We start from the raw sequence: 25,186 nt of genomic DNA, 5'->3' as shown, positions 1-25,186 counted from the left end.
ACTTCTCTCAGTTCACTTCGACGAAGGACGGTCGTCGACTTCGACATTGATCAACATCGGCCGATTGGACGCGAAGGCATTGTCCAGAGCATCACGCAACGCGTCGGCGGTGTGGACGCGCGTCGCGGGACAGCCCATTCCCGTTGCGATCGCGACGAAGTCGAGATCCGGCAGGTCGGTGCCCTGAACCGGCTCCTGCGCCGCGAATCCGAATGCTGGGGCAAAATCCTGCAGTGCGGCGTAGCGGCGATTGTTCAGGATGACGAAGGTGATCGGCAGCGCCAGTCGCGCCGCACTCCAGATCGACTGAATGGAATAAAGGCTCGAGCCGTCGCCGATGATGCCGATCACCCGCCTCCCCGGCTTTCCCAGCGCGACGCCGACCGCCGCCGGCATGCCATAGCCAAGGCCGCCGCTGTCCATCGTGAAAAAGCCCTCGCTTATGAGAATAGGCAGATGCGCCTGCATCACCGGCCGCGCGCTGGGCGCCTCCTCGACGATGATGCTCTCGGCTGGTCTCATCTCCGCAAGCGATTGCAGAACATAGGCCGTCGACAGGGGCGCTGTCGGTTGCACCCGCGGCGCGGCCACGCGCGCCGGCGGAAGCGAGCGTGCCGGCGGCCTCGTTCGCGCCAGGAGATCGACGAGACCGAGCCGTATACTGCCGAAGGCGGCTATGCCCTCAGGCGTCCAGGAGGCGGTGTGGGGATCGTCGATCAACTGGACGAGCTTTGCCCCGGGCGGCACGTGCGCGCCGAATCCCTCGACATGATAGGTGAATGCCGGCGCGCCGATCGCGAAGACGAGATCGGAATCCGCGAGCAGGCTGACGATCCTCTCGCGCATCGCCGGTAAAAATCCCGCGAACAGGCTGTGGTCTTCAGGAAAGCCGCACCGACCAGTCATCGGTGCGACGAACACACGGGCGTTGTGGGCTTCCGCCAGGCGGACCACGTCATCGAACGCCTCGTCCCGATCGACGGCGCCGCCGACGACGAAGGCCGGGCGCGCCGCGGCATCGAGTGCCCGAGCGATCTGGTCGAGCACGACCGGGTCCGGTCGAACCTGCCGGCTGACGACGCGAACGGGCAAGAACTCCGCCGCACGGTCCCAGTCGTCGACGGGGACCGAGACCAGCACCGGCCCGCGCGGCGGCATCATGGCGAGGTAATAGGCGCGCGCTATCGCGTGCGGCACATCCTCAGCGCGCGCGGGTTCGACGCTCCATTTCACATAGGGCTTGGGAAGCTCGGTAGCTTCACGCGACGCGAGAAACGGATCAAGGGCGAGCATGGAGCGCGCCTGCTGCCCGGCCGTGATCACCATCGGCGTGCGGTTCTTGAATGCGGTGAAGATGTTGCCCATGGCGTTGCCGACGCCGGCGGCCGAATGCAGGTTGACGAACGCGGCATTGCGGGTTGCCTGCGCGTAGCCGTCGGCCATACCGACCACGACGGCCTCCTGCAGGCCGAGCACATAACGAAAATCGTCCGGGAAGTTGCGAAACAGCGGCAGTTCCGTCGAGCCCGGATTGCCGAACACCGTGGTCATGCCGAAGCGGCGCATGAGATCGCAGACGGCGTCACGGACCGTGACGTCTGTCGCGCGCGGATGCGCTCCGCGGGTGGCGGAGCTTAAGGCTTCCTGCATCGAACGTTTCCAATTGTCTTGTCGGCTTCATTCGGCCGGTCTTCACAATGGAAACGCATGACTTGTTTGAAAATTGCTTTTTTGTGAGAAAGTCATTAGCGTTCGGCATGACTTTCGATCTGAAGCAGCTCAACGCCTTCCTCACGATCATCTCGACCGGCAGCCTCGGCCGGGCCGCAGAAACCCTCCACATCACGCAACCGGCGCTCAGCCGCACGGTGCGGCGGCTCGAGCAGCAGGTCGGCGCACCGCTGTTCGAACGGCACTCGAAGGGGATGCAGCTCACCGCGATCGGTAGCACGCTCCTTCCGCACGCGACGCTGTTGTTGCGCGAAGCCGAGAACGCGACGGAGGAAATCGACGCAATGCGCGGGCTGGCGAAGGGGACGATCCGCATCGGCGCAGTCGGCGCCATCGCGAGCCTCATCCTGCCGATGGCGATCGGGGCCGTCTTGAAGAAGTGGCCTCAGCTCACCGTTTTCGTCATCGAAGGCGTTTGGGATCGCCTGACCGAGGGGCTGGTCAAGCATGAGATCGACCTGGCCCTGGGCGCCCCCGCCGAGACGGCCGATGAAATCGAGGCCATCGCCGACTGCCGCTGGCAAGACCAGAGCAACGTGATCGCGGCCACCAGTCATCCGCTGCGCAGGAAGCGAAAGCTGACCCTGGAAGACACGATGAGCGAGCAATGGGCGATCACACCGCGCGGCACTGCGCCCTATCAGCAAATGCAGCAGGTGTTCCGCGCGCGCGGTCTGGGACTACCCAACATCGTGGTCGAGACCAGGTCGATCATCGTCCTGAAGAGCCTCGTCGCCCGCTCGGGCTTTCTTGGTTGGATGCCGGAATCGGTCTACGACGCCGAACGGCGCGCGCGCTTGGTGAATATTCTGGACATCCCGGGCGCAACAAGCACGAGGACACTGACCGCCTTCAAGCGCAGGCAGGGCATATTGCCCGTGCCTGCGATCAAGCTGCTGGAAGAACTCAGACGACTGGCCGCGCGGTCTGCGAGGTGGTGACGCGGACCGGATGCATCCTCGTCTCTTGCTCAAAGCCGAGAGCCGAGTGTTATCAGAAGGTCATACCTGATGGTAATGACTTCGAACAAAATTGGCATTTTTTCATAATGTCGGGGCGTACTACGATCAGCTCCCACGCAGGAGCTGCCCGTCCGCTTTTTGGAGGACAAGTAGTCGTTGTCAACTTTCAATCCCGCAAGACCCTACCAACGGCTCGGAATGTCGCCATCGATCTCCGGCTACGATTTCGCATGACGTCGACCTTCGCAAGTCCCGGCTCTGCGGAAACGCGGCGGTGACCATGGCCGAGCCTATCTCGATCGCTGACCTGCGGCGGCTCGCCCGGCGCCGTCTCCCAAGGATGGTCTTTGATTATTTGGAAGGCGGTGCGGAAGACGAGGGCGGAATCGTCAGGAACGTTGAGGCATTCCGGAAAATCAGGCTCATGCCACACCGCCTGGTGGATGTCAGCGAGCGATCGACTGCCGTCGAGTTGCTTGGCAAAAAGGCCGCGGCGCCAATTGTCGTCGGCCCGACCGGCCTCAACGGAGCGTTCTGGCCCAACGGCGACATCGCGCTTGCCCGGGCGGCAGCAAAGGCCGGGGTGCCCTTCGCGCTCTCGACCGCATCCAACGCGACCATCGAAAATGTTGCAGCAGTCGGGGGGCGGTTGTGGTTTCAGCTTTATGTCGTACATCGAGAGCTCGCCGCGAACTTGGTCCGACGCGCATCGCAGGCAGGTTGTGAGGCGTTGATTCTGACCGTCGACGTTCCCGTCAACGGGAAGCGTGAACGTGACCTTAGGAACGGCTTCCAAATGCCGCTTCGTTACTCGCCCCGCACCATTTTCGACATCCTGACGCACCCGCGGTGGGCGTCGGGCATTTTGGCATCCGGCGCGTTGAAACTCGCCAATCTCGCGACGACCACGGCTTCAAGTCTGGACGCACAGACCGCGCTTCTCAGGCGCGAAATGGACGCCAGCTTCTGCTGGGACGATCTCGCGCGCTTGCGCGATGTCTGGCCACGCCGGCTTATCGTCAAGGGAATCTGTGCGCCGCACGATGCTGCGCGTTGCTTTGAGATCGGTGCGGATGCTGTCGTGGTGTCTAATCACGGCGGCCGCCAGTTGGACGATGCTCCTGCGCCTATCTCGATTCTTGAGAGCTTTCAGGGTCTCGGCCCGGTTCTTATCGACGGCGGCATACGACGCGGTTCAGACATTGTGAAGGCGCTCGCGTCTGGTGCGCATGGGGTTCTGGTCGGCCGATCAATTCTCTACGGACTTGCCGCGCGTGGCGAAACAGGAGCTACGAAGGCGATCAGCATCCTCGTTGAGGAAATTGACCGCACGCTTGCTCTGGTCGGATGCCCGGATGCCTCGCGGCTCAGCAGCGCTTTTGTAGGCCACGACTGACCCCAACAACGCGAATCCACCAGAGCATCCGTTCCGATTGACCGAAACGGGGCTAGAGATTCTCGTTATTAGACGCTTGCTTCGCGCGAAGCCGCCGCCAATTTCGTTCGAAACGCTCGGGGAGGACATTGCGCAAGCGCTCGTCGACGCATTCTGAAGCAGCTTCAAGACGATTTCGTCTACCATTTTATGAAACAGGGACACGACCCGCTCACGAGAAGAATCTCGTTGCCATCGCAACGGGCGAACGTTACGCGCGGGCCCGATCAAGCATTGCGTTTGATGTCATCGAAACCTGCGATACGCCCGGCAATGGCGCTCGCAGCCACCGTGTAGGGGCTGGCCAGCCAGACCCCGCCCGGTCCCTAGCGACCGGGAAAATTGCGGTTGATCGCGCTGATTACGACCTGATCAGCGGCTTCCGACGAACCCGGACCGCAATTGGCGCAGGCACCGCAGGCGGGTTGCAACAGTTGGGCGCCGACCGCGATGAATGCGTCGAGATAGCCCTTCTCCTCGCAATACTGCCGCACGTCAATCGTGCCGAATTGAAGGAAGAGCTGGACGCCATCGGCGACGCGCAGCCCACGTTCCGCCGCCCAGGACAAGACTTCGTGGTAGCAGTCGAAATCATCGCGCTTGCCCGCGGTGCATGAGCCACCATAGGCGATGTGGACATTGACCGGCTCGGTCAACGTCCACATCGCAAGTCCGTTGCCCGGGTCCCCCGGGCGCGCGAGCATTGGCGAAAGTATCGCGACGTTGACGGTGATTTCCGCAGCATATGTCGCGCCCTCGTCGCTCCTCATCCAGTTCTCAATGGCGAAATTCTCGCCGCGGCGCTCCTTGATGAAGCGCACGGTCTCCGTGTCAGGCGCAACAATGCCCGTGAAGCCGCCAAGTTCGGCGGTCATGTTCGTCAGTGTCGCACGTTCGTCAATCGACAGCGCGGCGATCCCCTCGCCCGCGAATTCGAAGACACGACCGACTCCGGCGCCGGCCCTGATCTGCGGCAGCGCGAGCAAATGCAGGACGATGTCCTTCGCCGTGACCCCGGGGCGGCGCTCGCCGACCAGTTCGACCTTGATGCATTCAGGCATGACGATCCGCACCGCGCCTGTCACGAAGGCGTTGGCGATGTCGGTCGTGCCGACCCCGAACGCGACGCAGCCGAGCGCGCCACTGTGCGGGGTATGGGAGTCGGTCCCGACAATGAGTTCGCCGAGCTTTGCATAGCGCTCGGCCATCAGTGCGTGAGAAATGCCCTGTTGCGCACTCGTATGGCATGGACGTCATTCCGATCTATCTCGATGAAGCTGGACAGCGCGAAAACATCAAGCGCACCACCCATCTTATCGCCGACATCACCGGTGAGGCGCCTACCGGGTGGATCAGTCCGCGAGGCACCGGAAGCACTATTCACTCTGCGCTTCTGACGGAAGCTGGCTATCTCCGCCAGGGTGATTGCAACGATGATGACCTACCGTATCTCGAGCAGTACGGCGACCGCCAGATTATCGGCCTGCCGCTCACGATGGACGTAAACGATCTCCCGAGCGCGATCCGCTACGGCAACAATGCGCGTTCGCTCCTTCAGCAGTTCGAGGATACGTTGGTCGCATGCCTGGAACGTGACACGTTCCCGCTCTTCTTCGACGTCACCATTCACACGCATGTCTATGGCCGCCCGGCAGGAGCGTGGGTGTTCGGAGAAATCATGGAGAAGGCCAAATCGGCCAGCGGCGTTTGGATCGGAACCAGGCACATGGCAGCCCAACACGCGAAAGCTTTCCCTTCACAGAGATTGGCGTCTGGATAAATGGTCAGCCCGACGTTAAGGCGACTCGAGCCTCCAACGGGTGCAGTGAACTGTAGTGAGGGAGTCGGGCTGGTCGCGCGGAATGGCCGCTAATTCAACTTGTTGGAACAGCTCTCCCCCAAATAGCCAGTAATGCTCGATTTTGCGACTGGCGAAGGCGCTCGTATCTGGCTCTGGAGACCAGTCCATTCCGGGCGATTCGCTCCGGCCGGCAGCCTGTCCCCAGTCGCCAGCCCGCGGCCCGCGAACACGGCACCTTCTCGCAGTTGCACCACGCCAGGTGACGCGACTCTCAGAGAGCGAATTCCGAAATGGCCATGGGCCGCGCAAGGCTTTCGGTGACGACACGTTCAAGAGGCAACGCCTCGACGGCAATGTTGGCGGCATAGAATGCCGCCACGGCAAGCGCATCGTGATGAACGGGCTTAACCTCGCCAGCAACAATGCTCTGAGCAGCAAAGATAGCCCCTTTTGTCAGCAAGGCAGCCCCGGCAGCTACTCCAAATAGTTTCAAATACGGCGATGCGATCGCGAGCAGTTCGTCCTGTCTCCGGTGGGGTTCTTCGAGCCATCTGGTTGCGCGCGCCAGCGAATTTATCGTCTCGATGACGGCTGTGCCCGAGATTGCGATATGCGAATTTGTTGATGCCGCAGCTTCTTCGCCGATCGCTCGAAAATGTGCGATCAGATTTTGGACGCATTTGCCCTCGGAGCGCAGGACTTTTCGTGTAACGAGGTCGATCGCCTGAATGCCATTCGTGCCTTCATAAATTGGCGTGATCCGGGCATCCCTAAAATGTTGGGCGGCCCCAGTTTCTTCCATGTAGCCCATGCCACCATGGATCTGAACGCCCAACGACGTGACCTCCACGCCTATTTCGCTGCACGTCGCCTTTACGATGGGCGTCAAAAGCCCGGCAAGCTCCTTCTCTCTTTCGCGTGCTTCCAGATCTGGAGCATGATGCGATCGATCGATCGCACCGGCGGCAGCGTAAGCAAGCGCGCGGCCGGCTGATATTAGCGACTTCATCCTCATCAGATTGCGGCGCACATCTGGATGTTCAATGATTGGCGAAGGGCCTTCGATTGCGTTCGGCGATCGTCCCTGGCGCCTAGTCTTGGCGTACGTAAGCGCTTGCTGAAAGGCGCGTTCGGCGATTGCGACACCTTGAAGGCCCGTGTAGAGGCGCGCCTTATTCATCATCGTGAACATGCAGGCGAGGCCTTCGTTTTCTTTGCCAATCAACCAACCCACCGCGCCCCCGTCGTCACCAAAAGACATCGCGCAGGTCGGACTCGCGTGGATGCCGAGCTTGCGTTCGAGGCCAGTGCAGCGAATGTCGTTGCGTCGGCCCAGCGATCCGTCCGCGGCGACTAGGTACTTCGGCACCAAGAACAAGGAGATTCCGCGAGTGCCGCGGGGAGCATCTGGACAGCGGGCGAGAACCAGATGAACGATGTTGTCTGTGAGATCATGTTCGCCATACGTAATAAAGATCTTAGCGCCAGTGATAAGGAACGTGCCGTCGTCATTTCGCACAGCGCGAGTTCGTAATAAGCCGAGGTCGGAGCCAGCCCCAGGTTCGGTCAGGCTCATGGTGGCAGTCCACTCTCCGCTCACGAGCTTCGGCAACCAGAGCCTCTTTAATGCGTCGCTCGCATGGGCCTCAATCGTCTCGACGGCGCCCTGGGTCAGGACTGGTCCTAACGCAAACGCCATGCAAGCGCTTGTCCACATTTCCATCGCTACCGACGCGAGACGCGTCGGTAGACCCATGCCGCCATGTTCGGCTGGCAACTCAATCGCATTCCAGCCGGCCTCCCGCCAGGCTACGTAGGCATCGCGCCAACCCGGCACGGTCGAAACATCACCGTTCGAAATCCGAGCTCCGATCCTGTCGCCGGCTCGATTGAGTGGAGCCAGCACGTCCGTGGCGAATCTGGCGCCCTCTTCGATAACCCCGCGCGCATCCTCGACGGAGAACCCGGAGTGAAGTCCTCCCACGCAGTCGTTCGTGAGATCGGCGATAGCGTCGAGCGCAAACATCATGTTTTCGATGGGGGCTTTGTACGTCATCGGGACGTACCCTCGATGGTAAGCTTGACGACGATTAGGCTGCACAAAGTCTTTATGCACACAACTGGCTTTTCGAGAATAGATCGAGACTCGCTTCGCCCCGATAGCTCGTTCAAACGGGAATTCTCCACGGTTCTACGCGCGCGTGATAGCGCAGGCATCGGCCAAGCCCTTCCTGTCCTCCCAGGGCCGCACGAAGCACTGAGCAGCGAACTCCTGCTTCCGGTAGCCAACGACATCAACTCTCGTACGAATCCCGCGTCCATGCTTGTGTGCATCTTTTATCCACTCCCCGCTTCCAAATTCAGACTCCAAGCTTCTTCTTCATGACGGCGCCGTAACCGTCGGGCATCAACCGCGACATCAGATGAAGTGTTTTTGCCCCGTTGCCGACGAGGAGCCGCTTCTTTCCAGTCGTCAACCCTGCGATGATCTCACGAGCGCAGTCCGCCGGCGGGGTCGTCATCTGCCGGAGATTGGCTTCCGCCACGCGGCGCTCGAAATTACCCTCGGCCCGCGCGTGGAGACTATTCTTCGAAATGTTGGTGTTGATGCCGCCCGGATGCACTAGCACGGCGCGAACGCCCGTACCTTCGAGCTCCTGCCACAGCGTTTCGGTAAGCCCTCGAACCCCGAATTTAGAGATGGTATAGGCGACAGACCCCGGGGTGGCGACCAGTCCGAACACGCTAGAAACATTGACGATACATCCTTCGCGTCGCTCCAGCATCCGTGGCAGAAAGGCCTTGGAGCCGTGGATTACGCCCCAAAGGTTGATGTCGATCACCTTGTGCATTTCTTCCAAGGTGACGTTCTGAAAGCTCGCGATAACGGAGGTCCCGGCATTGTTGATCACATAATGGGTGAAACCGAAATCGCGCCCGACACTATCGGCGTAATCGAATACGGACTGCCGTAACGATACGTCAACGATGTAGGTCCGCACGTCGGCGTGCTTCGGCAAGAGGGACAGGGTTTCATCGAGCCCTCGTTGGTTGATGTCACTGAGGGCGAGCCGCGCTCCGAGCCCAGCGAACTGGACCGCTAGGGCCTGCCCGATGCCGGAGCCGGCACCGGTAATGGCTACAACCTTTTTCTCAAACATGAAGAAACCTCCCACTGATCACTGCGATGTCGATGCGTTGCGAAGGGCGCAAGCCACCCACGTTCCATATCGGGTCCGATGTGGCTTGACGGACATTGCGAATCTGCCGCTCGAAAGTCATGCGTGCGCTCCGCCGCCGAGATAGAGGCGATGCAACAGGTCAGGATTTTCGATGAGCGGCCGGCACGCGCCGTCATAGACGATCTGCCCCTTCCGCAGCACATAGGCGCGATCGCCAATCTCGAGTGCGAGTGCTGCGAACTGTTCGACGAGCAGAATGGAGAGGCCGCTATCTGCCAGGGCGCGGACGGCATTCATGAGCCGCCCAACGATAATCGGCGCGAGACCCGCCGACATTTCGTCGATCATGATGACCTTGGGACGGGCAAGCAGCGCTCGGGCGATCACCAGCATCTGCTGTTCGCCACCGGACAACAGGCCGGCGCGCACCTGGCGCCGCTTTTCCAGTTCCGGGAACAGCGCATAGGAGCGAGCGAAGTCAACGCCGTTGCCGACAACTCTCAGATTCTCTTCCGTGGTCAATGTTCGGAAGACTGTCCGGCCCTGCTCGACGTGGGCCAGTCCCTTCCGCGCGCGCTCTGTCGGGCGGTTGGTCTCGATCGCCTCGGTCCCGAGCTTGATGCGGCCGCCTGTGACCGGAGCGATACCGGATATCCCTTCGAGCAGCGTGGTCTTGCCGGCTCCGTTGGCGCCGAGGAGAACGCTGATCCTGCCGGGTTCCACCACGAGATCGGCCTCTCGGATGACTGGCAGGCCGGCCCTGTCGACCTTCAAGTCGCTAATGCGGAGCATCGTCATGCGGCCTCCGTCTCGACCACGCCGAGGTAGGCCGTCTTGACGATGGGCAGATCGAGCACCTCGCGTGTCGGCCCGGAGGCGATGACCTCACCGAAATCGAGCACGGTGACAGCCGAACATGCGGCCCGAACGAGGTCCATGTCATGTTCGACGAGAAGAACCGCCGAGCCGAAAAGGTCGGGAATCTCGGATATGCGCTCGGCAAGACGCGCGGCTTCATCGAAGGATTGACCCGCCGCCGGCTCGTCCAGGAGAACGACCGCCGGCCTCGCCGCCACGGCACCCGCGACGTCGAGGAGCCGCCGGGCCCCGGCATCGATCCCTGATACTTTCGTGTCCGGGTCGGGAAGTCCGATCCAAGCCAGAACAGCGTCGATCTCGTCGTTGGTGATGTTACCGGCAGCGAGCCGGAGATAAGCGGAAACAGTGAGATCCGGCGCAATCCGGTTCGTCTGCCAGGTGCGTCGAATGCCCAAGGACGCGCGCCGATGCGGCAGAACGCCCTCTAGCGGCCTGTTCTTCGTTTCGATTTGCCCTTCATAGCGCAACACATAACCCGAAACCGCATCGATCAAGGTCGATTTTCCGGCACCGTTGGGCCCGATCAGGCCGACGACTGCGCCAGCTGGAACGTCGATATCCACGGAATTTAGGGCAATGACGGAGCCGTATCGGACCGTGAGGCCTCGCACTGCCAGAGCGGGCGCGTTTCCGTAATCAATGCGGGGCGGCAGGGCGCTCGCGTCGAGCCGCCTTAGCTGCCTCGTCTTCGACCGAACGACTCGGCAGAACGCGCGGCGCAAGCTCTCGCTGATCGTCTCACGCGCTGCCAAGGCCTGCACTGCGCCGATTGCGAAAAGCAGGTTACCGAGATCCTGCGGAACATCGAGCCGGCGCAATAACTCCGGAAAGAGTGCTCCCAGGAGACCGCCCACAACGGCACCCTCCGGATATTGCGCTCCCACCATGGTCGCGACCGCGTACAACACCATCGAGCCGAACATGGTAAAGTTGTCTGAGACGAGCATACCGAGATAGCCCGCGAGCAACCCGCCTGAAACGCCGGACACGAACGCGCTGAGCGCGAACGCCCTCAACTTGGCGTACGGAATCCCGACTCCGTGCGCGGCGACCGCGCGCTCCGAATGTCGGATCGCCAGCCAGCATGAGCCCAGGCGCGACCCGCCTACGAGCTCCAGCACGCCGGAGATGACGGCGAACACGATTACGACGAACAGAAAATATCCCCGATCGCCGTCGAAAACGTCAGGACGTAGAACTTGCAGAAACTCGGCCTGACCAGGGTACGTGATGGCTGCCAACACCGCGTCGAACGCGCCCGCGAAGCCGAGGGTGACAATTGCGAGGTTGATACCGCGAAGACGCAACGCGGGCAGTCCGATGGCGATGCCAAAAGGAACGGCGGCAAGCCCGCCGATGAGGATCCAGATCGGCAATCCGCCGGGCGCCTCCGCGACATTCAGGTAGCCAACCGTCCAAGCCCCGACCCCGGCAAACGACAATTGGCATAGCGAGATCATACCTGCTCGGCCTTCCACGACGCCGAGACTAAGCAGGCCGACGGCACCGATCATCGCTCCGGTCGCCAAATAAATCCAATAGTTGGGCAAGATCAGGATCGCCAGACCGCCCAAGCCAATCGTTATTGCAACATTGAGAGTGGCCGACCGCATGCTATCGCGCGTCATCCCAGCGGCCCCCCCGTTGCGACCAGAGAAGAACGGCAATGATGACCAAAAACGGAACGGCGGTCCGGTACGCGCCCAGACCGGAGAAGCCGCTGATCAGGCTTTCCATTTCCCCAATGACCACGCCTCCCAAAAGCGTCGCCCAGAAGCTTCGAAAGAAACCGATCAAGGCAGAGGCCAGCGCTGGCACGACAAGGAGGCTCAGCCCCAGGAAATTCGGGGCGCGCTGCGGCGCGATCAGCATGAGCGCGAGCGTCGTCGCAGCTCCGCCGATGGCCCATACCCAGAGGGATAGTTGGTGCACGGGGATGCCGATCAGCTCTGCCGCAGCCGGACGCTCAGACAGAGCGCGCAGTTGCAACCCCACATGAGATCGATTGAGAAACAATCCGATGAGCAACGTGAACAACATCGCCAATCCGAGCATCGCGATTGCGGTGTTGGTGACCTCGACGCCCAGAAGCCTGAACGCTGACCCGCTCAAGAGCTCGGGGAATTCGTGCGGTCGTTGACCACCAGTGACCCGCAAGCCGACAGCAGTCACGCCGACCAGGAGCGCGGTGGACACGGCAGCCTTGATCGATGTCGACGCCTCCGCAAACCAACGGGTCATGATCTCGCCAACGAGGACGCCGACGAGTGCGCCAAATAGTAAGCCGGCGATGGCCCCACCCCAGATCGGCGTCCCCACCTCCACGAGCAGCGCGAATGCAAAGGCTCCTGACGCTCCGATCGCCGCGCCGGCAAAATTCACAACGGCAACGAGCCTAAACGTGAAGGTTGCGCAGACACCGAGCAGGGCATAGGCCCCGCCCGCCGTCAGCCCGGCGACGGCGTTTGTAAGAAGAGAGTTCATGTTCGGCCTCGCATTGCGGCAGGAGGACAATTCTTGCCTCAAACTGCCTTTCCTCTATTTTGAAGGCACGACAAACCAGTCCTTCGTCGCCACGGTCCAGTTGCCCTTCTCAAGCTTCATGACCTTGGTCGCCTGCATCGGCGCATGCGTCGACGCACTCCCGAACACGTACTGCGAGCCGGCGAGCGAATACGAGACCGGGTTCATGGACGAGAGCGCCTTGCTGACGCTGTCTCGCGTGACGGGGCCATCGATGCCTTTGATCACGTCGATGATGACCCGGGCCGACAGATACCCGCCCTGCGAGAAGGCGGTGAGGGGAAGCCCGGCGGAGTTCATCGCCGAGATCCATTCCTTGTTCGCGTCGGAGTTCTGGTCGGTGTACGGCTCCCATTCCGTGCCCGCATACACGGCCTGCTGCGTAGCAGCGAGCGCTTTTCCTACCTCTACGCTGTATCCGGGTGACAGGAACATCCAGTTGATGCCGGAAATCTTTTGCGCATCCGCCGTTTTGACAATCGCGACGACCGTCGGCTCCACGGCGTTGCTGATGACCGCCTCGCAACCCGCGTCGCGAGCTCTGATCACGAAGGGCGTGTAGTCGCCCGTCGTCGGAACGGTCAGGTCGACCAGCTTTGCCTTCTGGCCCGAAATCGCCTCCCAGCGAGCCAGCGCCGCCTTGTGGGCCTCGAGAGAGCCGCCGATAATCGTCAGGAGGACACAAACATTCTTCACTCTCAGTTGGTTAGTCGCGAAAAGCCCCAGCGCAGTCTCAAGCGTATAGGGTCCCACGTTCACAGGAGCGATATTCGATGAGACGAAGCATACTGGATTCACGCCGAGGCCGGGGATCGAGGAAAGGTTTGACCGCTTATACAACTGCGAGTTGACGGCACATTCCAGCAGGCTGGCGCCGCCGGCCATCGTGACGACCTTCTTGTTCTCGATGAGATCGCGCGCCGCCTGCGCCGCGACCTGGGGATCGGCCTTGTCGTCGGCGAGCTCGTAGGCGATCCTGCAACCATCGATCCCGCCGACCGCGTTCGTCGCGTCAAAGAGTGCCTTGGCGGCCTTCGGTGCATCGCTGAAGTCGACGGGACCAGTCGCGCTCGTTATGGAGCCGATCCTGATTGGCCCGTCAGGGCAAGTTGGCCCGGCAGCGAAAGTTGCAGTGGTCAACAGCGTGGTTCCGACTCCGATTGCAATCCCAATCCATCGCATCGTGCCTAGCATTTCTTCCTCCCCATTTTGAGGTTCGGCCGCACGTCCGAAATGGCGGCCTCTCCGTTTTGCAAACCTTGAACAGCCAATCGGACGAGCTTCAGAGAGCCCCCTCTTCCGCCATTCGCGATGACTCTGACGAACAGTCGGACGATCAGCCGCCTCTTTCCTTTCCGGCATTATTTCGACGCGCGTGCCGTCTCGCACGCGCGCAATCCTTACTTTTGCTGTCAGGCCGGATCGGCGACGTGAAGGATCAGCTTTCCAGGAGCCTTGCCCGTGAACATGGTTGGAAGCAGAGACGGAGCTTTTTCGAATCCCTCGTGCATGTCCTCTTCAACGAGGAGCTTGCCTTCCATCACCCATTGCCCGAGCCGCGCGGCACCTTCGGCGATCTGATCGCGATAGAAGAACAGCAAGATGCCCTGCATTGTAAGCTGATGCGTGCAGATCCGCATGTAGTTGCGCGGCCCCTGGAGCTTCACGTCGGTGTAACCGGATGACATCGCGCCGCAGATCAATATGCGGCCTTTTGGCGCCATGTGCAGGAACAATGTGTCGAGCATGTCCCCTCCAACATTGTCGAAATAGGCGTCGACCCCTTCCGGGCAAAGTTTTGATAGCTGCGCGGATAGATCCCCGTTCTTGTAGTCGATGGCCGCGTCGTAACCTGCGTGCTCAACGACCCATTTGCACTTTTCGGGACCGCCGGCCGTGCCTATGACCTTCTTGGCGCCCATCGCTTTGGCGATCTGGCCCGCCAGCGAGCCGGTAGCGCCGGTCGCCGCCGACACGACAACAGTCTCGCCGCCTTTCACCTTGAGTCCGTCGACTATCCCAAAATACGCGGTAAGACCTCCCACTCCGAACACGCCGAGGTTCCACGAGATGGGGTAGTCCGCTTTCGGCAAGCACCGCAAAGGCATCGGTCCATCGCTGCGTACGATGACGTAGTCCTGCCAGCTCATGAAGCCTTCTACGAGGTCGCCAGGCCGATAGTTCGCATCGTTCGATCGGACGACCTGCCCAATTCCCATGCAGCGCATCGGGTCGCCGGGCATGATGGGGGGCATATAACCGCCGTCGTCGGTCAGCCAGATGCGCTGGCTGGCGTCAAAACCAAAGTACAGAGTTCGGACCAAGATATCGCCGGCACCTGGCGTTGGGATCTCCCCTTCCGTCAGCCGAAAATCATCTGTTTTGACCGCGCCCACGGGGCGTCGCGCGAGCAGCCACTGGCGATTTACGCCGGTGGCATTCGAAACCATTTTGGACGTCCCAGCTTCCATATTCATACTCCGATATCGACGTTTCAGGCCATGAGGCGGTAGACTAGGCATCAGATGCGACGCTCGGCATTCCGCCAGTACTTCTCTCGAATATCCTTCTTGAGAACCTTGCCCACCGGGCTGCGCGGCAGAGGCTCAAAGTCCACAGTCTTGGGCGCTTTGACCGAGCCGACCTTCTCTTTGCACATTGCAATCAGCTCCTCGGAGCTCACTGCGGCACCGGGCTTTAGTTCAATGACTGCTTTCACCGCCTCACCCCAGTGCCCGTCGGGCACGCCAATCACCGCACAATCAAGAACCGCCGGATGCGACCAAAGGACCTGTTCGACTTCGCTCGGATACACGTTGAAGCCACCGGTGATGATCACATCCTTTTTGCGGTCCGTAATATGGAGATAGCCTTCACCATCGACGTGACCCAAGTCGCCAGTGTGCAGCCAACCGTCGACAATCGTCTCGGCGGTCTTTTCGGGCTGCTTGTAGTAGCCCTTCATCACGATATCGCCGCGTACACATATCTCGCCGGTGTCGCCGCGCCGGACGGGCCGTCCGTCCTCGTCGAGTATCGCGGTGGTGTTGAGTACAGACGGCAGCCCGCACGAGGAGAGACGGTACTCCTCGGCTATCACACGTCCGCGAAAATGGTCACCGGGGCGAAGGAAGGCGATCGAACCGGGCGCCTCGGTTTGTCCGTAGCCCTGCAACATGACTGGACCGAAGACCTTCAGCGCCTCCCGCAGTTTCTCCACGGACATCGGAGCGGCGCCATACATGAAATACCTCAGACGGGAGAAATCTCGGCTCTCGATCCCCGGCATTTCAAGCAATCGATAGATCACGGTCGGCGGAAGGAAGAACTCCGTAACCCGCGCGCCGCAGACCAAATCGAGGAGCGAGACCGGATCTGGCTTGGTCATGACGACGACTTTGCCCCCCCGCGCAGTCGCCGACAGGGTAAGAAATCCGGCAGTGTGGGTCATCGGGGCGGCGGCAAGGTTCACAATCTCGTCGCCCGGCTGGTAAGGGGTGTTGATTATATTGTTCGCCACCGACAGACTCAGATTGCGGTGCGTCAGCATCACCCCCTTAGGGGCACCGGTAGTGCCTCCGGTCGGCATAATGGCCGCAAGGTCCTCCTCCGCAGGATAGCGGTCCGGCTTCAATGCCGGGAACGCGCCGCAGAATCCGTCGAAGGTCTTCGCGTAGGATAGTTCTCCGTCGAGGCAGACCAGCACACGCAGGCGCGGGCATTGCACGCGAATCGCTTCAATCGAAGGGGCGAACGCTCGCTGAAAAAAAAGCACTTCCACGTCGAACCCGTTAATCAACTCCGAATGTTCGATCGGCGCGCCGCGCGGGTTCAGGGGGACCCAGGTCAACCCTGCGCGCCATACGCCAAGGACACAGAACCAGGCCAACGGATCGTTCGCCGCCAGGACAGCGCATTTCGTCTCGCAGGCGAGGCCCTCGGCGTTAAGAGCCCGCGCAACGCGACACGTTACGTCGTATGACTGTTGAAATGTCCAGCTTTCGGTATCCTTAACATAGCCGACACGGCCGGGCGCCAGGCTCATTCCTCGATCAAGAAATGCGATCAGTGACATGGCTTCATTCCCTACTGCAGCGTTCTCACCGCTCGGCCAGCATCCGGGAGATGGTGTCGGGCAAGTTCAGTTCGGTCTCGCGGGTCTGTCCGATGCCACGGTGCCAACGTATGGTGTTCTGTAGCTCGTCGCCTGCGAGGGCATCGCGGAACGCATTGCATTCAGCGGCGAAAGCCGAAAACAGAGGGTCCACCACAGCCTGAAACGCGCGCCGAAAAACCTCGCGGTGCATGGCCACCACCGACGGCGATCGCAATACGAGGCGCCCCACAAGATCATTGACGTATTGGTCGAGTCTCTCATCGGGCAGGGCACGGTTGATCACGCCATAGCGCTCGGCTTCCTCCGCAGTGAAATCGCGGCTGCTGAGCAGTATCTCAAGTGCGCGTCCTGGCCCTGCGGCCAGAGCTGTGCGCGTCGCGCCTCCGCCGGAGGCGACAAAGCCAGCGCTGGCCTCGGGGAAGCAGAACACGGATCGTTTGCTGGCGAAGATCATGTCCATTGCAAGAATGAATTCGAACCCGCCGCCGCGGCACCGGCCGTTCACTTTCGCGATCTTCACTTGTGGCAAGTTTTGCCAGGCCAACCCCAAGGATTGCAGCACGTTAATGTCTGGGTACTTACTCGCCTTGGAGGGATCGCGCATCGATTCCTCCATTTGTTCAAGGTCGAAGTGCGCCACGAAAAATTCCGGATCCGCGCTGTCCAGAACAACCACTCGGATATTTGGATTCTCGATGAGAAAGCCCGTGAGCTGGAATAGCTCCTGGACCATCTTCACGCTCATCAAGTTGATGGGCGGGTTCGACAGGGTAACGTTCAGGCGCCCCGATTCCTCGCGCAAGCGCAGAGTCTCGAAATTCATGAAATGCCTCCTCGTGTAAGCGTCTTCGGGAAGTTCAGACGAGTTTCTCGACCTTGATGGCAGCATATCCGTAGCTCTCAAGGGCCCCCATGAGTTCGCGGTGCCCGAAGACCTCGCTGGGAGACCGGAAGCCCGTGACGCGCGGGGTTTCCGTCACGAGACGGCGAGCCGTATAGGCCTGCAGCAATCCGGTCGTGAAGTAACCACCAGTCGCCATCAATGTGCTTCTCACCATGACCGTGTTGCCCGTCGCTACGCAAACATCGATCGCGCGGTGGACGAAGCGGGATTCGCGTGGGGGCGTACCGGGCGTAATCGCCGTCGCCATTCGATCGAGTAGCGGATAAAGTGTTTCTTCGGGAATCCACTGCAACTGCACCTTATAGGCACGTTCCAGCTCAAGTTCCTTCTTGTACAGTTCCTGATTCCACATCGCGACCGACATCCTGCAATTGCGGACGCGACCGTCACGACTGAACCAAATCGGGTTGGACGTTCCGCCCCAATTCGAGGCGCGCAATACTCGACCGGACGGCGTGGTAATGTCGCTGGTCTCAATCCCGGGATAGCGCACCAACTCATTTTCCTTGAGGAAGTAAGCTGGATGTCGGACGGCGTCGAGAATCGTCTGCGCTGAGGCCACTGTCGGTACGGCCTGGGCAATCTCAGTCATCTCAAGAGAGTCCACGCCTGGCGTCTCAAGACAGTAGCGAGCGCCGATCTCGCTCAGCCCATACATGCAAGCCGTCGACGGTATGAGGCAAAGGCCCGCCTTTGCGAAAGCTGTGCCGTATTCGTCCATCAGCATACTTACGACGTGCTGCTCCCCCGTCGTGTCCAGGTAGTGAACCCCCGCTTTCAAGCACGCCTCGACGACCGGACGGCTGTAGCGCATGAACGGACCGACGGTATTGCAGATGACTTTGCATCCCTCGAGGAGTCTCGCCAGCGCGTCGACATTGTGCTCAACCGCACGGATTTCGTACTCTGCGTTCTCGATGCCAGGTACGAGTTTCAGTGCCGCTTCAATGCGCGCACGATCACGCCCAGCCGCGATGAAGGGTACGCCCACGTCGCGTAGGTGCTCCATCACCATTCGGCCCGTGTAGCCGCTGGCACCGTAGACGACGACTGGAAAGCTCGTGCTCATCGACATTTCCTCTCCTGAGATATTATATTTTAGATCAGCTCTGGCCCCACGCCTCGAACCGGTTGAGGCGGGTCATCAGGAAGCCGTAGTGCATGAACAGCAGATGGTTCTCGCCGTCCTCGATCTGCATCGAGCGGGCGTCTCGTAACAGTTTCTCGATTGGGTACGCGGCGGTCAGACCTACGCCGCCAAAGAGTTGCAACGCCTCGTTCACCACCGTGAACATCTCGGAGTTGCAATAAGCCTTGCCAGAGGCAGTAAAGTACGGATGTGGCTGCGGCGATATCTTGGTGTATTCGGCGACATGGCGCGCCATCACCTTGATGGCCTCTACTCTCGCGCCCATCGCGCCAACGCGGTATTGCGTGAGTTGGAGGTCCGCCAGCAAGGCGCCGCCCTGCACTCTTTGGTTTACGTACGATAGCGCGAGTTCGTAGGCCGCGCGTGCGAGCCCAGTCGCGATATGGCTCATGGCCGTGCCGGCGTGCGCCCACGCCATCGCGTGTTTCGATGGATAGTCGTCGCGGGTAGCCACCGCGAAGCGACGCGGCACCCTCACATTGTCAAAGTAAATCTCGCCTTGAGGAAGCGGACGCTTCCCGATCTTCTCCAATGGTTTGCCGCGCGAGACGCCGCGGATATCGAGCGGAACGATGACGTTGCAGCCGAACGTATTGCCCTCTTCGTCGTGAAAGCCATCGCCGTAGTCGGCGGCGATATCGAGGAGAGCGACCTGCGCGACGGTACCATTCGACACCCACGCGGAACTCTGCCCGTTGATGACGATCTCCTCGCCAATGAACTTCGCGTAGAGATTGCCGACATTGCCTTTCGATCCGGGAAAGCGTTCCTGGGAATACAGCAGCAGGCCATCTGAACCGCGGTCGGGTTGGGTAGCAGCCCAGCAACCGAGTTTGCCTGCGCACATATCGATCAGTTCTTTCTGGCCGCTGGCGAAGGCTGCGCGGATCGGCATCTCGCCGGCGCCGGCCGAGACCGCAAGACCGACATCTCCCCAGCCGAGTTCGGCAACGACAAGCGATTCCAGCCGCGCGGCCGCGCGCGCTTCGACCCCCGCCTCGATACCCGGGCCTATGCCAAGCTTCTGGAGCTCGCGGTGGAAGTCCCAAAAAGGAGAGTTGGGCGCATACGCATTTTCGGATGGCATTCGGTCGAGTTCGCGGCCGAGCGGGCGCATGACTTGTGCTGCAAAGCGGTGAACACCTTGCTGGATCGTCCGTTCCTCTTCGCTGAAGCCGGCGTCGAAACCGGAGAGTTCAACGTAAGGCCACGCAGGCTTTGTTTCTCCCATTGTCATCGCCTCATTTCGTGAAGATATTGACTGTGACGACGGCTTCTTCGTAACCAATCGAGCCGCCGCCATTTTCCTGAATGGCTACCTTTGCGGATTCGACCTGGCGTGCGCCCGCTTCTCCGCGCAGTTGGGTTACAAGCTCGTGGATCTGGCCGAGCCCGGTAGCTCCGATCGGATGCCCCTTTGATTCTAGTCCTCCGGATGGATTGACCGGGATGCTGCCGCCAATCGAGAGATCGCCCCGCTCAGCGGCCCGTCCGGCCCCGCCCATCTCGGTGAGACCGAGATACTCGACGGCCATGATTTCGCCCATCGCTGTCGCGTCGTGGACCTCCGCCACGGACACGTCCGAAGGACCGAGCCCGGCTTGCTCATAGGCAAGGATGGCCGCGCGGCGACATACCGCCTTGTCGAATTCTGTCGCCTCGCGAGCGGACGCTGTGGCGATCGACGTCGCCGCAACCTTGATCGCTCTAGTCGGCATTCCGCGCAGTTGTCGAAGTCCCTTTGCAGTGCATACGACCGCCGCCGCCGCTCCGTCCGACAAGGGGGAGCACATCGGTATCGTGAGCGGATACGTGATCGGCGCAGCCCCGAGCACTTCATCGATCGTGAAGGGCCGACGAAACTGCGAAAACGGGTTATGAACCGAGTGGGTGTGGTTCTTGGCCGAAACAGCGGCAATCTGCCGCTGCGTCGTGCCAAAAGTCTTCATCCAGAAGCGGCACATCGCGGCGTAGATCGCCATGAAACGACTATAGGGTCTTGGAGACTCGCTACCGTCGGGCGGCTCGATCCCTCTGCCGAGCGCGAGCAGCAGGGCCGCGTTCTGTTCAGAGCGGCTCACGTCCCAGCCGCCCTCGAATAAGGCGATGGCACGTGCGCGATCCTCGATATTCATTTTCTCCGAGCCGATCGCCAGCGCGACGTCGCAGGCGCCCGAGCGCAGAGCCTGCACCGCGAGTTGGAATGCGCTCGTCCCGGACGCGCAGGCATTTTCGACGTTGAAGATCGGTGTGGATTCGATGCCCAGGCGCGAGAGGACGACCTGACCGGGAATTGCGTATTGCCCCTGGAGGGCCCCCTGCGTCGCGCCGGAATAGTAAGCCTGTCCGATCATGGCAGCATTGGCGCCAGCATCCTTTAGGGCCAGATCCAGCGCCTCCGAAGCGAGCTGCCAGACCGCGCGCGCAGGATGACGACCGAACTGGGTCATGCCGATGCCAGCGACGTAGACTTCCGAATCCATTGCGCTCCCCCTCCATCCGCCGGGACGATCTGGAGCGCCAATGGCGCAGTCACCCCTTGTCGAATGCTCCTCCCTGGCCGCTCACCGGTTGCCGCTCTTGGTGGCAGCAAACGTAACGCCAAGACCCCCCTTGATTAGTGCGTCGAAGCTTCAACTGCTCCCCCCCGTGAAAGGGGGGCACCATTGTCTCGCCCCCCCCAACTCGGTTAGCGTGGGCGACATGACGGGAGGATCACAGACAGACGGGGCACGTGGTGCCACCGTGAACGACGCGCGAGGCGCTTGGTCGCTCAGGGGCGGTACGCGCACGGCCCCGCGGGGTTTTCTGGTCCGGCCCCACCTCTCGCTTGACCGATTCTGGCTGGCCGGAATCCGTGTTGTGGAGGTCAGTGCTCCGCACGGCTTCGGAAAGACAAGCCAACTCGCCCAGTGGCAGCGAGAAGCCGTCGTCAGCGGGATACCCGCAATATCGCTCAAAATCGAAGAGCGCGATGACGCGTCACGACTGATCCAGCGGCTGACCGATGCGGCGATGCGCATCGAGGGCGGGTTGTTCTCTCAGGCATTCGCTGACTGGATAGGAAGCTGCGCTGACTCCCGGCAGGCGCTCACGGCGTGGCTCGCCGAGGTCACGGAGGCGCCCGACGAAGTCCTGCTCCTCCTTGATGATGTCGATCTCTTATCGGATGACTCGCTGAGTGCGCTCGAATATCTGCTCGCCAATGCGCCCGGAAACCTGCGCATAATGCTCGGATTACGACCGAACGCCAGGTTATCGGCGGCCAGCATTCTCGATGGCACGCCAATGTTGCGGATCGCGACGCGTGAGTTGCGCTTCTGCGAGGAGGAAACGTTCAGTGTGGTGCAGCAGGCCCTTGGAGAGCATGGATCAACCGACCTCGCGATCCGCATCCACGAAGTCACCGAGGGCTGGCCTTTGGGCGTGCGCCTCGCAGTCGCTTCACAGTTGCGCAATGCGATGCCCCGTGACCTGGAGGTGACCGTCACGACCGATATCGGCCGATATTTTGTCGACACTGTAATCAACCGCCTGCCAGCCCCGGCCGCGCAGATGCTGGTTGCCCTCGCGCATCTCGATCCGATCCATCCCGACTTGTGCCGCACTGTGCTCGGTCCCAATGCGCCAGTTTACGAGCTGGACCGACTAGCCGACGAGTCAGCCATTCTCACGCGCGGCGAAAGCGGCCCCTGGCTGAGGCTCTATCCGACCGCGCGCGAGATTCTCACGCAACGCCATCGCAGCCTTCCCCAGAACGAGCGCCGCGGTTTCGCTGTTCGGGCCAGCCAATGGTACGCGGAACATGGCCTGTTCGAGGAGGGGGCGCACCAAGCCAATCTGGCCGGAGATCATACCACCGCGATGCGCCTTGTGGAATCCGGGTTGCGCGCCATGACCGAGCAAGGCCGCAGCAGCGAGGTCCTGGGATGGTTCAGCCGGATGCCCTCCGCCGAGATCCGGGAGCATCCGGGTTTCTGGGCGCCGGCCGGTTGGGCGTTTGCGATGAGCAACCGAACCGAGGAGGCGCGTCGCCTGGTCGAGCTAATTCGCCAAAGTGCAGATGTGACCGAAGCGGCGCGTTATGAGGCGGACATGATCCTCTCCACTTGCGCCGGCTACAGCGACGACTTACGCGAGCTTGAAGAGTTTGCTCGGAAGTGGCCAGCGCCGCCCGCCTCCGCGGTCCCGAGTGAGATCGTCATCCACGCGGTCTCCTTCGCGCATCGCGCCATACTGAGCGGCCGCACCGAACTGGCGCGCCAATGTCTGAGCGCCCAGCAACAGAATCCCGACGCGATATCGCCGATGTCATGGGGTTTCGCCGACCTGTTGATGGGCTTGAGCTACCTATGGGAGGGCAAGCCGAAAATTGCTTATGAGGCCCTACGCAAAGCGCTTGCCCGCGCCGAGAGCCAATTGGATCGTTGGAATCGCGTCGTTTCGATGATCGCGGCGGCACTTGCACAGGCGTGTCTCGAAACCGGTCGGACGGACGAGGCGCGCCGGTTACTTGCGCTGCGACTCCCTATACTGGAAAAGCAGGGGCTTCCAGACGTTGTCATCATAGCGTACCGGGCGCTCGCCGAAATCGCGGACGAGGAAGGCCGGCAGGACCAAGCGGCCGTTCAATTGGCTTCGCTCGCGACCCTTGGGCGAGAGCGGGGAATCCCACGAATGGAAGCGTCCGCGTTGCGGGGCTTGGCAAATCTCCACGCGCGCCACGGACGGATCAGGAGCGCAGCAGTGGAGGCGGAGAAGTTGAAAGAGCTGGTCGCGGCACTTCCGGCAGATCTGCCGACCGCAATCATGCTCTGGTGCCAGCTTCAAGAGCGGCTCGCTATGGCTGCTGTGCTTGCTGCCGACATGAACCTCGCGCGGCTGGAGGAAGCTGTCGCTATCGCCGAGGAAGGATCTCGATTGGCAGCACGCCTCAATCGCGGTTCCGATCTAGTTCTCTCACTTTTTCTGCGCGCACGCGCGCTCAAGAAATTGCGGGATGCGCGTGCCTTGGGTGAACTCGCTGAGGCGACGAGCTTGTGCGAGGCGACCGGAATGAGGCGGCTGAGCAATGAGTTCAGCGATCTTGGCGATCGCATCGAGGGTCATGGGAATCAAGAACTCCCCCGCATCGTGAAGCCAACCGCTCCTCCTCTGGAGACACGCTCGATCCTCACGCCCCGCGAATTCGACATACTGTGCCGGTTGGTTGATCATATGAGTAACAAAGAAATTGCCAGATCCATGGGTCTGGGTGAGGAGACAGTGAAGTGGCACCTGAAGAACCTTTATCTGAAGCTGGGAGCAGGCGATCGAAAGACGGCCGTGAGTCGCGCACGGACGCTGGGTCTTTTTCACCCGATTTGAACAACCACTGATCGCAACCAAACTCGCGGAGGCCTGCCGTTTCCAAATAACGAAGCAACTCCCGCAGGAGTCAGTCCCGCAGAATGCAAGGCAGCACGCGCTCAAGAACCTCTGTATCGGGAGAATGCCGAGCCGACTTGCGACTTCGAGAGAGGTCCCGGACGTGAGATACTACGGACGGTGCAGCTAGTTAGTGCCTGCGCCACCGAAGCTCACGACACCAGCCTTCAACACGCGGCAGCGTGCTGCCCGGAAACTGGCTCGCCTATGTGTTCGCAACCTGCCGGCATCCAAGCAGCCCGTCGATCAGCGTACATAGCTTATGGGATAACAATTATCGGGATGAGCCATCACGCCCATGGCGATGCCATAGATCGCCTCGAGCGTCGACGGCGTCATGATCATCCCCGGAGAGCCGCGTGCAATGAGCTTGCCGGAATGAAGCGCTATCAGCTCGTCGCAGAAGCGGGCGGCCATGTTCACGTCGTGGAGAACCACGATGACGCCGAGACCAGCATCTTTCGATAGACGGCGGACGAGCGAGAGCACCTCGATCTGTTGCGCGATGTCGAGCGCCGAGATCGGCTCATCTAGCAAAAGGCACTCGGTATCCTGCGCCACCAGCATCGCCAGCCAGACGCGCTGGCGTTCGCCGCCGGAAAGTGTGTCCACGAGACGATGCGCGAAGGGCTCGACATCGGTCAGCGCCATCGCCTCCGCAACCCTGTCCTTGTCGACCTGCCCGAAGCGGCCAAGCGCGCCGTGCCAGGGATAGCGGCCGAGCGCGACGAGCTCCCTCACCAGCATGCCGGAAGCCGGTGGCGTCTGTTGCGGCAGGTAGGCAACCTTGCGGGCGAAGGACCGGTCGGCCCACTCCTTCAGTTCCCTGCCCTTGAATCGGATCGCGCCGGAGGAGGCCTGTTGCTGCCGGGCGAGCAGTTTGATCAGCGTCGACTTGCCGGAGCCGTTATGGCCGATCACGCCCACGACACGGCGCGCCGGCAGTATCAGGTCCAACGGCTCGAGCAGAACCTGCCCGAAGATCGTGAAGGCGACGCCATTGAGTTCGAACAGCGGAACGTCGAGCGCCGGAGCGCGGACGGTTTCTATCGAAACGGAGACCGGCATCGACGGA

The 25,186-nt window shown here is 61.2% G+C and carries 19 protein-coding genes; 4 read left to right on the top strand and 15 right to left on the bottom strand.

Annotation, left to right across the window (positions count from 1 at the left end; translation table 11 throughout):
• Positions 1–12: 12 nt before the first annotated feature.
• The gene (gene mdlC, locus JQ587_RS28805) at positions 13–1,650 is read right to left on the bottom strand and encodes a benzoylformate decarboxylase (RefSeq protein ID WP_212427585.1); all 1,638 of its coding nucleotides are present in this window, start codon (positions 1,648–1,650) and stop codon (positions 13–15) included.
• A 107-nt stretch (positions 1,651–1,757) separates the two neighbouring features.
• On the opposite strand from mdlC, the gene JQ587_RS28800 reads away from it, so the two are divergent.
• Positions 1,758–2,672 (top strand): LysR family transcriptional regulator, encoded by a 915-nt coding sequence (locus JQ587_RS28800; RefSeq protein WP_212427584.1) that lies wholly within the window; start codon positions 1,758–1,760, stop codon positions 2,670–2,672.
• A 301-nt stretch (positions 2,673–2,973) separates the two neighbouring features.
• The gene (locus JQ587_RS28795) at positions 2,974–4,089 is read left to right on the top strand and encodes an alpha-hydroxy-acid oxidizing protein (protein ID WP_212427583.1); all 1,116 of its coding nucleotides are present in this window, start codon (positions 2,974–2,976) and stop codon (positions 4,087–4,089) included.
• 365 nt (positions 4,090–4,454) lie between these two features.
• Here the strand turns inward: JQ587_RS28795 and JQ587_RS28790 are convergent, their stop codons facing one another.
• The gene (locus tag JQ587_RS28790; protein WP_349629542.1) at positions 4,455–5,351 is read right to left on the bottom strand and encodes an aconitase family protein; all 897 of its coding nucleotides are present in this window, start codon (positions 5,349–5,351) and stop codon (positions 4,455–4,457) included.
• 23 nt (positions 5,352–5,374) lie between these two features.
• Between JQ587_RS28790 and JQ587_RS28785 the strand changes: the two genes are divergently transcribed.
• Positions 5,375–5,908: a polysaccharide deacetylase family protein gene (locus tag JQ587_RS28785; protein ID WP_212427581.1), complete on the top strand. Its 534-nt coding sequence runs from the start codon at positions 5,375–5,377 to the stop codon at positions 5,906–5,908.
• A gap of 292 nt (positions 5,909–6,200) precedes the next feature.
• Here the strand turns inward: JQ587_RS28785 and JQ587_RS28780 are convergent, their stop codons facing one another.
• The 12 genes from JQ587_RS28780 to JQ587_RS28725 form a co-directional block, all read right to left on the bottom strand.
• The gene (locus JQ587_RS28780; RefSeq protein ID WP_212427580.1) at positions 6,201–7,985 is read right to left on the bottom strand and encodes an acyl-CoA dehydrogenase family protein; all 1,785 of its coding nucleotides are present in this window, start codon (positions 7,983–7,985) and stop codon (positions 6,201–6,203) included.
• 304 nt (positions 7,986–8,289) lie between these two features.
• A complete protein-coding gene (locus JQ587_RS28775; RefSeq protein ID WP_212427579.1) occupies positions 8,290–9,090 on the bottom strand; it encodes an SDR family NAD(P)-dependent oxidoreductase in 801 nt (266 codons plus the stop codon).
• 117 nt (positions 9,091–9,207) lie between these two features.
• Positions 9,208–9,909 (bottom strand): ABC transporter ATP-binding protein, encoded by a 702-nt coding sequence (locus JQ587_RS28770; protein ID WP_212427578.1) that lies wholly within the window; start codon positions 9,907–9,909, stop codon positions 9,208–9,210.
• Complete coding sequence (locus JQ587_RS28765) at positions 9,906–11,618, bottom strand: branched-chain amino acid ABC transporter ATP-binding protein/permease (protein ID WP_212427577.1); 1,713 nt, start codon at positions 11,616–11,618, stop codon at positions 9,906–9,908. The genes JQ587_RS28770 and JQ587_RS28765 overlap by 4 nt, the downstream gene beginning before the upstream one ends.
• On the bottom strand, positions 11,605–12,474 hold the full coding sequence (locus tag JQ587_RS28760) for a branched-chain amino acid ABC transporter permease (protein ID WP_212427576.1): 870 nt from the start codon (positions 12,472–12,474) through the stop codon (positions 11,605–11,607). The genes JQ587_RS28765 and JQ587_RS28760 overlap by 14 nt, the downstream gene beginning before the upstream one ends.
• 54 nt (positions 12,475–12,528) lie before the next feature.
• Positions 12,529–13,653, bottom strand: coding sequence for an ABC transporter substrate-binding protein (locus JQ587_RS28755; protein WP_249154567.1), 1,125 nt, complete (start codon positions 13,651–13,653; stop codon positions 12,529–12,531).
• Positions 13,654–13,925: 272 nt separating this feature from the next.
• Positions 13,926–14,990 carry an MDR family NADP-dependent oxidoreductase gene (locus tag JQ587_RS28750; protein ID WP_212427575.1) on the bottom strand — a complete coding sequence of 355 codons (1,065 nt, stop codon included), beginning with the start codon at positions 14,988–14,990 and terminating at the stop codon, positions 13,926–13,928.
• A gap of 44 nt (positions 14,991–15,034) precedes the next feature.
• Complete coding sequence (locus tag JQ587_RS28745; RefSeq protein WP_212427574.1) at positions 15,035–16,588, bottom strand: AMP-binding protein; 1,554 nt, start codon at positions 16,586–16,588, stop codon at positions 15,035–15,037.
• A 25-nt stretch (positions 16,589–16,613) separates the two neighbouring features.
• Positions 16,614–17,453 (bottom strand): enoyl-CoA hydratase/isomerase family protein, encoded by an 840-nt coding sequence (locus tag JQ587_RS28740; RefSeq protein WP_212427573.1) that lies wholly within the window; start codon positions 17,451–17,453, stop codon positions 16,614–16,616.
• A gap of 34 nt (positions 17,454–17,487) precedes the next feature.
• Positions 17,488–18,609 (bottom strand): saccharopine dehydrogenase family protein, encoded by a 1,122-nt coding sequence (locus JQ587_RS28735; protein ID WP_212427572.1) that lies wholly within the window; start codon positions 18,607–18,609, stop codon positions 17,488–17,490.
• A gap of 28 nt (positions 18,610–18,637) precedes the next feature.
• Complete coding sequence (locus tag JQ587_RS28730) at positions 18,638–19,915, bottom strand: acyl-CoA dehydrogenase family protein (RefSeq protein WP_212427571.1); 1,278 nt, start codon at positions 19,913–19,915, stop codon at positions 18,638–18,640.
• 10 nt (positions 19,916–19,925) lie between these two features.
• A complete protein-coding gene (locus tag JQ587_RS28725; RefSeq protein ID WP_212427570.1) occupies positions 19,926–21,167 on the bottom strand; it encodes a thiolase family protein in 1,242 nt (413 codons plus the stop codon).
• A 379-nt stretch (positions 21,168–21,546) separates the two neighbouring features.
• On the opposite strand from JQ587_RS28725, the gene JQ587_RS37085 reads away from it, so the two are divergent.
• Positions 21,547–24,051: a LuxR C-terminal-related transcriptional regulator gene (locus JQ587_RS37085; RefSeq protein ID WP_212427569.1), complete on the top strand. Its 2,505-nt coding sequence runs from the start codon at positions 21,547–21,549 to the stop codon at positions 24,049–24,051.
• 306 nt (positions 24,052–24,357) lie between these two features.
• Here JQ587_RS37085 and JQ587_RS28715 read toward each other — a convergent pair whose 3' ends face one another.
• The gene (locus JQ587_RS28715; protein ID WP_212427613.1) at positions 24,358–25,179 is read right to left on the bottom strand and encodes an ATP-binding cassette domain-containing protein; all 822 of its coding nucleotides are present in this window, start codon (positions 25,177–25,179) and stop codon (positions 24,358–24,360) included.
• Between the last annotated feature and the right edge of the window lie 7 nt (positions 25,180–25,186).

It is taken from the genome of Bradyrhizobium manausense, from assembly GCF_018130615.1.
Classification (GTDB): Bacteria; Pseudomonadota; Alphaproteobacteria; order Rhizobiales; family Xanthobacteraceae; genus Bradyrhizobium; species Bradyrhizobium manausense_A.
This window is presented reverse-complemented; position numbering and strand designations above follow the sequence as displayed.

What these genes read in the sequence shown, in the direction of transcription:
- mdlC (WP_212427585.1), bottom strand. Translation starts at nt 1,650, where the DNA reads ATGCAGGAAGCCTTAAGCTCCGCCACCCGCGGAGCGCATCCGCGCGCG.
- JQ587_RS28800 (WP_212427584.1), top strand. Translation starts at nt 1,758, where the DNA reads ATGACTTTCGATCTGAAGCAGCTCAACGCCTTCCTCACGATCATCTCG.
- JQ587_RS28795 (WP_212427583.1), top strand. Translation starts at nt 2,974, where the DNA reads ATGGCCGAGCCTATCTCGATCGCTGACCTGCGGCGGCTCGCCCGGCGC.
- JQ587_RS28785 (WP_212427581.1), top strand. Translation starts at nt 5,375, where the DNA reads ATGGACGTCATTCCGATCTATCTCGATGAAGCTGGACAGCGCGAAAAC.
- JQ587_RS28780 (WP_212427580.1), bottom strand. Translation starts at nt 7,985, where the DNA reads ATGACGTACAAAGCCCCCATCGAAAACATGATGTTTGCGCTCGACGCT.
- JQ587_RS28775 (WP_212427579.1), bottom strand. Translation starts at nt 9,090, where the DNA reads ATGTTTGAGAAAAAGGTTGTAGCCATTACCGGTGCCGGCTCCGGCATC.
- JQ587_RS28770 (WP_212427578.1), bottom strand. Translation starts at nt 9,909, where the DNA reads ATGACGATGCTCCGCATTAGCGACTTGAAGGTCGACAGGGCCGGCCTG.
- JQ587_RS28765 (WP_212427577.1), bottom strand. Translation starts at nt 11,618, where the DNA reads ATGACGCGCGATAGCATGCGGTCGGCCACTCTCAATGTTGCAATAACG.
- JQ587_RS28760 (WP_212427576.1), bottom strand. Translation starts at nt 12,474, where the DNA reads ATGAACTCTCTTCTTACAAACGCCGTCGCCGGGCTGACGGCGGGCGGG.
- JQ587_RS28750 (WP_212427575.1), bottom strand. Translation starts at nt 14,990, where the DNA reads ATGAATATGGAAGCTGGGACGTCCAAAATGGTTTCGAATGCCACCGGC.
- JQ587_RS28745 (WP_212427574.1), bottom strand. Translation starts at nt 16,588, where the DNA reads ATGTCACTGATCGCATTTCTTGATCGAGGAATGAGCCTGGCGCCCGGC.
- JQ587_RS28740 (WP_212427573.1), bottom strand. Translation starts at nt 17,453, where the DNA reads ATGAATTTCGAGACTCTGCGCTTGCGCGAGGAATCGGGGCGCCTGAAC.
- JQ587_RS28735 (WP_212427572.1), bottom strand. Translation starts at nt 18,609, where the DNA reads ATGTCGATGAGCACGAGCTTTCCAGTCGTCGTCTACGGTGCCAGCGGC.
- JQ587_RS28730 (WP_212427571.1), bottom strand. Translation starts at nt 19,915, where the DNA reads ATGGGAGAAACAAAGCCTGCGTGGCCTTACGTTGAACTCTCCGGTTTC.
- JQ587_RS28725 (WP_212427570.1), bottom strand. Translation starts at nt 21,167, where the DNA reads ATGGATTCGGAAGTCTACGTCGCTGGCATCGGCATGACCCAGTTCGGT.
- JQ587_RS28715 (WP_212427613.1), bottom strand. Translation starts at nt 25,179, where the DNA reads ATGCCGGTCTCCGTTTCGATAGAAACCGTCCGCGCTCCGGCGCTCGAC.